We start from the raw sequence: 8,500 nt of genomic DNA on the forward strand, positions 1-8,500 counted from the left end.
CGGGTGCCCGTTCCTGAACACGCGCCCCACAGGCTTCCATCCCCCGATCAAGGAGAAGCGTGATATCCGAAGCCGACATCCTCGTCGTGGGCGGCGGTCTCGGTGGCGTCGCCGCCGCACTCGCCGCGGACGCCGCACGCGCTCCAAAGGGAGTCGTATGCCCTCCGCCTCCGCACCTTCCGACACGCGAGGCCCTGGTGCCGACGCGCCCGGCGCCGGTGCTCGCGGCTCGCTCGCAGGCCTGTACCGCCGTGACCTGGCGGCGTATCCGGCCACCGGGCGGCGCATGTCGTACCTGGCGATCGTGGTGGTCACCACCGTCGTGCTCTACTACATGCTCTACATCCAGTACGCGGTGGCGACGTCGATCATCACGCACTTCGACATGACCTACCGCTACTTCGTGTGGGTCTCGGTCATCGGCAACGCGGTCGGGGCCTTCGCCTCCCTCGTGGCCGGCCTCGCGGACCGCTGGGGCCGGGCGAACCTCGTGGTCTACGGCCTGCTCATCGCCGCGCTCCTGGTCTTCTTCGGACTGCCCAACGCCGGTGACAAGACGACGTACTTGGTGCTGTTCGCGGCCGTGAGCTTCGTCGAGGGCATCGTGCTGGTCGCGACCCCGGCACTGATCCGCGACTTCTCACCGCAGCTCGGCCGGGCCACCGCGATGGGCTACTGGACGATGGGCCCGGTCATCGGCAGCCTCGTCGTCACGTCGGTGACCAGCAGCACGCTCGACACCGCCAGCTGGCAGGACGAGCTGCGCTACTCCGGGGCGGCGGGGCTGGTCGTGTTCGTCGTCACCCTGTTCGCCCTGCGCGAGCTGTCGCCGGGGCTGCGCGACCAGATCATGGTGAGCCTGCGCGACCGGGCCCTGGTCGAGGCACGCGCCAAGGGGCTGGACACGGAGGCGGTGCGGCGCGGGGAGTGGCGGCAGATGCTGCGCCTGGACATCCTCGGCTCGGCCTTCGCGATCGCCGTCTTCCTGCTCCTGTACTACGCCGCGGTCGGCAACTTCGTCGTCTACTTCTCGACCACCTTCGGCTACAGCGAGCAGCGCACCAACGGCCTGGCCAACTGGTACTGGGCGGCGAACGCCCTCGCGCTGATCGTGGCCGGGCTGCTGTCGGACAGGCTGCTGGTGCGCAAGCCCTTCATGATCGTGGGCGGCATCGGCGCGATCGTGGCGACGGCGATCTTCGCCTCGCTGGCCACCCACGCGACGACCGGCTATTACACCTTCGCCTGGCTGTTCGTCGCGATCGGTGTGTTCAGCGGGGTCGCCTACGCGCCGTGGATGGCGAGCTTCACCGAGACCGTCGAGAAGCGCAATCCGGCCGCGACCGCCGCCGGGCTCGCGGTCTGGGGCTGGACGGTACGGATCGTGGTCGCCGTGTCGGCGGCGTTCATCCCGGTGCTGGTCACCTCGGTCACCCCGCTCGTCGAGCACGGCGCCGAGGTGGCGGCCGCGCAGAAGCAGGCCGCCCCGGCCCTGGCGATCGTCGGCGCGCACCCTCAACTCTTCGCCGAACTGGGCAAGTACACGGCCACCACGACGCCCCCCGCTCTAGCAGCCCAAGCGGTGAAGGAGGTCGGCGCGGCTGATCTGGCCGTCGTACAGAAGGCGCAGCCGCAGATCAAGGTGCTCAAGGAGCACGGGACGCAGGTACAGAAGGCCGCGGAGGACGGTCCCGGGGAGTGGCGCACCTGGTGGTGGATCTGTGTGGGCGGGCAAGTCCTGTTCCTGCCCTTCGTGTTCGTGATGGCCGGCCGCTGGAGCCCGAAGAAGGCCCGCGAGGACGCCCGGGCCCACCAGGACGCCGTCGACCGCGAACTGGCCGCACTCACCACGAGCGAGGCCTGACCGACGTAGCGACCGACGCCGCGGCTGGGACGCAACTGCCCAGCCGCGGCGCCCCGGTGACTACGGCGGGCCCGCAACTCCGGTGTCGGGAGCGCGACTTGACCTCATCGACCGCCCGGCGCGGAGTGCCGGCAGCGTGGCCACCTCCTCCTTCGCCTTCTCCAGCTGTTCCGGCGTGTCCTGCGGCAGCCTCGGTGGGCGCGGGCGCCCGGAGCGGAAGCGGGACGCGGAGGTGAGGCCGGCGCGGTGGCTCGGGCGCTCTTGGCCGGTGATCACGCCTGATCACTATGCTCATTTCATGAAGGAAGTCATCGCCACCCGCTACATCACGCCCCTGCGCGAGGGCGGCTCGCTGCCGGGGCTCGTCGAGGGGGACGACTTCGGGACGTACGTCATGAAGTTCAGCGGCGCGGGGCAGGGCCGCAAGACGCTCGTCGCCGAGGTCGTCGTGGGGGAGCTGGCCCGGCGGCTGGGATTCCGGGTGCCCCGCCTGGTGACCCTCGACCTCGACCCCGTGCTCGGGCTCGGCGAACCCGATCAGCAGGTCCAGGAACTGCTCAAGTCCAGCGGCGGCAGCAACCTCGGCATGGACTTCCTGTCCGGCGCGCTCGGCTTCGACCCGCTCGCCTTCACGGTGAGCGCCGAGGAGGCAGGCCGGATCGTCTGGTTCGACGCGCTGGTCAACAACGTCGACCGTTCCTGGCGCAACCCCAACCTGCTGATGTGGCAGGGCGACCTGTGGCTCATCGACCACGGCGCCACCATGATCTGGCACCACAACTGGCCCGGCGCCCAGACCTCTGCGGCCCGCCCCTACGACGCCACCGACCACGCCCTCGCCCGCTTCGCACCGGACACCGCGCGGGCCGCCGCCGAACTCGCCCCCCAGGTCACCGAGGAGCTCCTCGCCGAGGTCACCGCCGAGATCCCGGACGCCTGGCTGGCCGGCGAACCCGGCTTCGACACCCCGGACCTCCTCCGTGAGGCGTACGCGGCACCCCTCCTCGCGCGCGTGCCCGCCATCCATGAACGCATCAAGGGACTCCAGTGACCGAGCGCCACATCATCCGCCCGAGCGAGGCGAACACCCGGGACGTCTTCGAGTACGCCCTCCTCCGGGTCGTACCGCGCGTCGAGCGCGGCGAGTGTGTCAACGCCGGAGTGCTCGTCTACTGCCGCGCCCAGTCCTACGTCGGCGCCCGCACCCATCTGGACGAGGCGAGGCTGCTCGCTCTCGACCCGGCGGCCGACGTGGCCGGAATCCGGGCCGCGCTCGGCGCCGTGGAAGGGGTGTGCGCGGGCGGAGAGGCGGCCGGTCAGGCGGCGGAGGACGATGCCGGGCGGCGGTTCCGGTGGCTGATCGCGCCCCGGTCCACCGTGGTGCAGCCGGGGCCCGTGCACACCGGTCTCACCGTCGATCCGGCGGCCGAGGCGGAGCGCCTGCTGGACCTGCTGGTGAGGTAATGGATCACACCCGGCCGCGCGCACGTTGACACCGAGTGCCAGGGCTTCTAGCGTCACGACTGCCGAAGGTACTAAGCGGTCGCTCACCGGCGGGCCGCGATGCAAGGGCGAGAGTTTCTCAAGGGCGAGGAGAACCAGCAATGTCCACCACTGAGCAGCGGGTCGCGATTGTCACCGGCGGAGCGCGGGGCATCGGAGCCGCCACCGCCGTACGCCTCGCGGCCGAGGGCCGTGCGGTCGCCGTGATCGACCTCGACGAGGCCGCCTGCAAGGACACCGTGGAGAAGATCACCGCGGCCGGCGGCAAGGCCCTCGCGGTCGGCGCCGACGTCTCCGACGAGGCGCAGGTCGAGGCCGCGATCACGCGGATCGTCGCGGAGCTCGGCGCGCCGACGATCCTCGTCAACAACGCGGGCGTGCTCCGCGACAACCTGCTCTTCAAGATGAGCGTCGCCGACTGGGACACCGTCCTGGGCGTGCACCTGCGCGGCTCGTTCCTGATGACCAAGGCCGTCCAGAAGCACATGGTCGACGCGGGCTTCGGCCGTATCGTCAACCTCTCCTCGTCCTCCGCCCTCGGCAACCGCGGCCAGGCCAACTACTCCGCCGCCAAGGCCGGTCTCCAGGGCTTCACCAAGACCCTCGCCATCGAGCTGGGCAAGTTCGGTATCACGGCCAACGCCGTCGCCCCCGGCTTCATCGCCACCGACATGACCGCCGCGACCGCCGCCCGCGTCGGCATGGGCTTCGACGACTTCAAGGCCGCTGCCGCCACCCAGATCCCGGTGCAGCGCGTCGGCGAGCCCGACGACATCGCCAACGCCGTCGCCTTCTTCACGAACGAGGCGGCCGGTTTCGTCTCCGGCCAGGTCCTGTACGTTGCCGGCGGACCGCTCAACTAGGGAACACGGAACCATGACTGAACAGCGCGAACTCCCCGAACTCTCCGGCAAGGTCGCCGTCATCACCGGCGCCAGCCGCGGCATCGGCTACGGCGTCGCCGAGGCGCTGCTCGCCCGCGGCGACCGGGTCTGCATCACCGGCCGCAGCGAGGACGCCCTCAAGGAGGCCGTCGAGGCCCTCGGCGCCGAGCGCGTCATCGGCGTCGCCGGCAAGGCCCACGACGAGGCCCACCAGACCGTCGTCGTCGAGCGCACGATGGAAGCCTTCGGCCGCGTCGACTTCCTGGTCAACAACGCCGGTACGAACCCGGTGTTCGGCCCGATCGCCGACCTCGACCTGAACGTCGCCCGCAAGGTCTTCGAGACCAACGTCATCTCGGCGCTCGGCTTCGCCCAGAAGACCTGGCACGCCTGGCAGAAGGACAACGGCGGCGCCATCGTCAACATCGCCTCCCTCGCCGGCGTCTCCGCCTCGCCGTTCATCGGCGCGTACGGCGTCAGCAAGGCCGCGATGATCAACCTGACGCTCCAGCTGGCGCACGAGTTCGCGCCCGGCGTGCGGGTCAACTCGATCGCCCCGGCGGTCGTGAAGACCAAGTTCGCCGCCGCCCTGTACGAGGGCCGCGAGGCGGAGGCCGCCGCCTCCTACCCGCTGGCCCGGCTCGGCGTGCCGTCCGACATCGGCGGCACCGCCGCGTTCCTGACGTCGGACCAGTCCGACTGGATCACCGGCCAGACCCTCGTCGTCGACGGCGGCATCCTCCTGAACGCCGGAGTCGGCTGACAGGAACGCCCGGGCGCCGATGTCTTTGCTGTTCCCTTGACGGAATCGGCGCCCGTGTCGAGACATAAAACCCGCACAGCCGGATGACAACGTCGTCATAAAAACGCTGCTCAACAGCCCCGTCCGAACCAGCTTTTCCGGGCGGGGCGCTGCGGTATGGTCTGCCGACCCTTGGTACGGCGGATCGAGGAGCGTGCGTGTGTTCAACCGGAACCGAGGCCTGCGGGCGGGCGCGGCGATCGCGTCGATATCCCTGGTGGCCGGATGCGGTGTGTTCTCGGACGGGAATCCCGACGACGAGGGAGCCATCGTCGTCGGCACCACCAGCGCCCCCAGCACACTCGATCCGGCCGCCTCCTGGGACGGCTCCTGGGAGCTGTTCCGCAACATCTACCAGACACTGCTCGCCTACCCGTCCGGTGGGACGACACCCGAGGCGGACGCCGCCAAGTGCGCGTTCACGGACAGTTCGAACACGACGTACCGCTGCGAACTCCGCGCGGACATGAAGTTCGCCGACGGCGACACCCTCGACGCCCAGGCCGTCAAGCACTCCATCGACCGGATCCGGCAGATCAACGTGTCGAGCGGCCCCGCGGGCCTGCTGGGGAGCCTCGACCGCGTGCAGGTCCTGGACGACCGTGACGTCGTCTTCCACCTCAACAAGCCCGACGCCACCTTCCCGTTCGTGCTCGCCACCCCGGCCATGTCGATCGTCGACCCCGACGACTACCCCGCGCACTCCCTGCGCAAGGACGGCAAGGTCTTCGGCTCCGGGCCGTACACACTGAAGTCGTACGACGACGGGAAACGGGCCGAGCTCGTCCGCAACGACCGCTACAAGGGCTACGCCAAGCGCGAGAACAGCGCGGTGACGATCCGCTACTTCCAGGACTCGGGCACCATGGTGAAGGCGCTGCGGGACGGGAAGATCGACGTCACCTACCGCGGCCTCGCCGCCGACGACATCGTCGCCCTCCAGGGCCGCTCCTCCAAGAGCCTGCAACTGGTCGACGGCTCCGGCACCGACATCAACTACCTGGTGTTCAACCCCAAGGACCGCTGGGCCGGCAACCTCGCCGTCCGCAAGGCCGTCGCCCAGCTCGTCGACCGCGGCGCGATCACCCACAAGATCTACCGCGACACCGTGGACCCCCTCTACTCGATGGTCCCCAAGGGCCTCACCGGCCACACCACCACGTTCTTCGACGACTTCGGCGACCCCAGCGTCCCCAAGGCCCGCAAGCTCCTCACCGACGCGGGCATCGACCAGCCCGTCCCGCTCACCCTCTGGTACACGACCGATCGCTACGGCTCCGAGACCGCCCTCGAATTCAGGGAACTGAAGCGGCAGTTGGACGACTCCGGGCTCTTCACGATCACCCTGAAGAGCCGTCCCTGGAAGACGTACGTGACGGGCTACCAGAAGGGCGAGTACCCGGTGTTCGGGCGCGGCTGGTTTCCGGACTTCCCCGACGCCGAGAACTTCATCGCGCCGTTCGTGGGACAGCAGAACGCGCTCGGCACGCCGTACCTGTCGACCAGGATCACCGACGTACTGCTGCCCGAGTCCCGCCGGGAGGACGACCGGGCCGACGTGGTCAAGGAGTTCGAGGACGCCCAGCAGATCCTGGTGGACGACGCGCGGCTGCTGCCGCTGTGGCAGGGCCGGCAGTACGTCGCCGCGAGCGACGACATCTCCGGTGGGGAGCAGGCCCTCGACCCGTCGACGATCATGATGATGTGGGAGCTGTACCGCAAGACCAGCTGGTGACACGGCTCTTGGCACCCGTTGTCAGTGGCCGCCTGTAGGTTCTGGGCATGGCAGCGACCGCACCGCGCGGTCGCCCCTCATCGCAGTTGCCGCACACGGTAAGGAAGTTGACGTGACCGACATCTCCATGCTCCCCGAGTCCTGGCGCGGGGTCCTGGGCGACGAGCTTCAGCAGCCCTACTTCAAGGAGCTGACCGAGTTCGTCGAGGAGGAGCGGGCGAAGGGTCCGGTCTACCCGCCGCGCGAGGAGGTCTTCGCCGCGCTGGAGGCGACGCCGTACGACCAGGTGAAGGTGCTGGTCCTCGGTCAGGACCCGTACCACGGCGAGGGCCAGGGCCACGGCCTGTGCTTCTCGGTCCGTCCCGGGGTGAAGACCCCGCCCTCCCTCCGGAACATCTACAAGGAGATGAAGGAGGAGCTCGACCTCCCGATCCCGGACAACGGCTATCTGATGCCGTGGGCCCAGCAGGGCGTCCTGCTGCTCAACGCGGTGCTCACGGTCCGCTCCGGCGAGGCGAACTCGCACAAGGGCAAGGGCTGGGAGAAGTTCACCGACGCGGTGATCCGCGCGGTCGCCGACCGCCCCGACCCGGCGGTCTTCGTCCTCTGGGGCAACTACGCGCAGAAGAAGCTCCCCCTGATCGACGAGGAGCGCCACGTGGTGGTCAAGGGCGCGCACCCCTCCCCGCTGTCGGCCAAGAAGTTCTTCGGCTCCCACCCGTTCACCCAGATCGACGAGGCCGTCGCGAAGCAGGGCCACACCGCGATCGACTGGCGCGTCCCGAACCTGGGCTGACCTCACCGGGGCCGGTCCGGGGCCGCCTGACGGGGATTGTCAGTGCCGCCGGTTAGCGTCGACGGGGACAGCCAAGGTGGCTGGCGAGTGCGGAGGACGCGGTGGCGGAGCGACAGGAGCAGGCGGCGCCGGACGCTCTGCTGACGCGGATCGGGCAGATCGTCATGCTGCACCACGGCGGCGACCGCGAGGAGGCCCGGGACCGGCTGCTGGGCCTGTGGGCGGAGCTGGGCGAGGACGGCGACCCGCTCCACCGCTGCACACTGGCCCACTACCTGGCCGACACCCAGGACGACCCGACCGACGAACTCGCCTGGGACCTCCGGGCGTTGTCGGCGGCGGACGAGCTGACGGACGGGCGGGACGCGGGACCCCCGGGGGACCCTGGGGAGGCCGGAGACCCCGGGGCCCTTCGGCATGTGGGGGACGCCGGCCAGGAGGGCACGATCGCGATCCGCGCCTTCTACCCCTCCCTGCACCTCAACCTCGCCGCCGACTATGTGAAGCTCGACCGCCCCGACGCCGCCCGCACCCACATCCGCCGCGCCCGCGACGCCTGCGCCGTCCTCGCCGACGACGGCTACGGCAACGGCGTGCGGGCCGCGATCGGCCGGCTGGAGCTGCGGCTGGGCGACGGGGGCGCGGGCGGCGGCGAGAGCTGGGGGCCGCCGAGACAGCGGCCGTAGGTTCCGTCCGTCACGACGAGCGTGGAGTCCCGCTTGTGGAGTCCCGATCGTCTCAACGGCCGTACGTCTGGCCGCAGATGACCGATTGCGGGCTGTCCGACTTCCAGCCGCCGTACTTCTTGCCCAGGGCGCAGACGTCCTGCGTGTTCTTGGGGACCGACTTGACCACGTCGGGGATGTCCGCGCCCGACTGCCGGGGGTGATGCGGCTTCGGGTGCGGACATCCCCGA

The 8,500-nt window shown here is 70.0% G+C and carries 9 protein-coding genes; 8 read left to right on the plus strand and 1 reads right to left on the minus strand.

Annotation, left to right across the window (positions count from 1 at the left end; genetic code table 11):
- Window positions 1–157 precede the first annotated feature (157 nt).
- Window positions 158–1,864: an MFS transporter gene (locus tag ACNFOC_RS46065; RefSeq protein WP_416964971.1), complete on the plus strand. Its 1,707-nt coding sequence runs from the start codon at window positions 158–160 to the stop codon at window positions 1,862–1,864.
- Window positions 1,865–1,924: 60 nt separating this feature from the next.
- Here the strand turns inward: ACNFOC_RS46065 and ACNFOC_RS46070 are convergent, their stop codons facing one another.
- Window positions 1,925–2,140, minus strand: a complete 216-nt coding sequence (locus ACNFOC_RS46070) for a hypothetical protein (RefSeq protein ID WP_416964972.1) — start codon at window positions 2,138–2,140, stop codon at window positions 1,925–1,927.
- A gap of 22 nt (window positions 2,141–2,162) precedes the next feature.
- On the opposite strand from ACNFOC_RS46070, the gene ACNFOC_RS46075 reads away from it, so the two are divergent.
- The 7 genes from ACNFOC_RS46075 (at window position 2,163) to ACNFOC_RS46105 (ending at window position 8,270) form a co-directional block, all read left to right on the plus strand.
- Window positions 2,163–2,915: a HipA family kinase gene (locus ACNFOC_RS46075; protein ID WP_416964973.1), complete on the plus strand. Its 753-nt coding sequence runs from the start codon at window positions 2,163–2,165 to the stop codon at window positions 2,913–2,915.
- Window positions 2,912–3,328 (plus strand): DUF3037 domain-containing protein, encoded by a 417-nt coding sequence (locus tag ACNFOC_RS46080; protein ID WP_416964974.1) that lies wholly within the window; start codon window positions 2,912–2,914, stop codon window positions 3,326–3,328. Before ACNFOC_RS46075 ends, ACNFOC_RS46080 begins: the two co-directional genes overlap by 4 nt.
- A 140-nt stretch (window positions 3,329–3,468) precedes the next feature.
- Window positions 3,469–4,230 (plus strand): 3-oxoacyl-ACP reductase FabG, encoded by a 762-nt coding sequence (fabG, locus tag ACNFOC_RS46085; protein WP_019059411.1) that lies wholly within the window; start codon window positions 3,469–3,471, stop codon window positions 4,228–4,230.
- 13 nt (window positions 4,231–4,243) lie between these two features.
- Complete coding sequence (locus tag ACNFOC_RS46090; RefSeq protein WP_416964975.1) at window positions 4,244–5,014, plus strand: SDR family oxidoreductase; 771 nt, start codon at window positions 4,244–4,246, stop codon at window positions 5,012–5,014.
- 193 nt (window positions 5,015–5,207) lie between these two features.
- Window positions 5,208–6,788: an ABC transporter substrate-binding protein gene (locus ACNFOC_RS46095; RefSeq protein ID WP_416964976.1), complete on the plus strand. Its 1,581-nt coding sequence runs from the start codon at window positions 5,208–5,210 to the stop codon at window positions 6,786–6,788.
- 112 nt (window positions 6,789–6,900) lie between these two features.
- A complete protein-coding gene (ung, locus tag ACNFOC_RS46100) occupies window positions 6,901–7,584 on the plus strand; it encodes a uracil-DNA glycosylase (protein ID WP_366094056.1) in 684 nt (227 codons plus the stop codon).
- Between the two features lie 101 nt (window positions 7,585–7,685).
- On the plus strand, window positions 7,686–8,270 hold the full coding sequence (locus ACNFOC_RS46105) for a hypothetical protein (RefSeq protein WP_416964977.1): 585 nt from the start codon (window positions 7,686–7,688) through the stop codon (window positions 8,268–8,270).
- Window positions 8,271–8,500: the final 230 nt, after the last annotated feature.

It is taken from the genome of Streptomyces colwelliae (assembly GCF_048158785.1).
Lineage (GTDB): Bacteria > Actinomycetota > Actinomycetes > Streptomycetales > Streptomycetaceae > Streptomyces.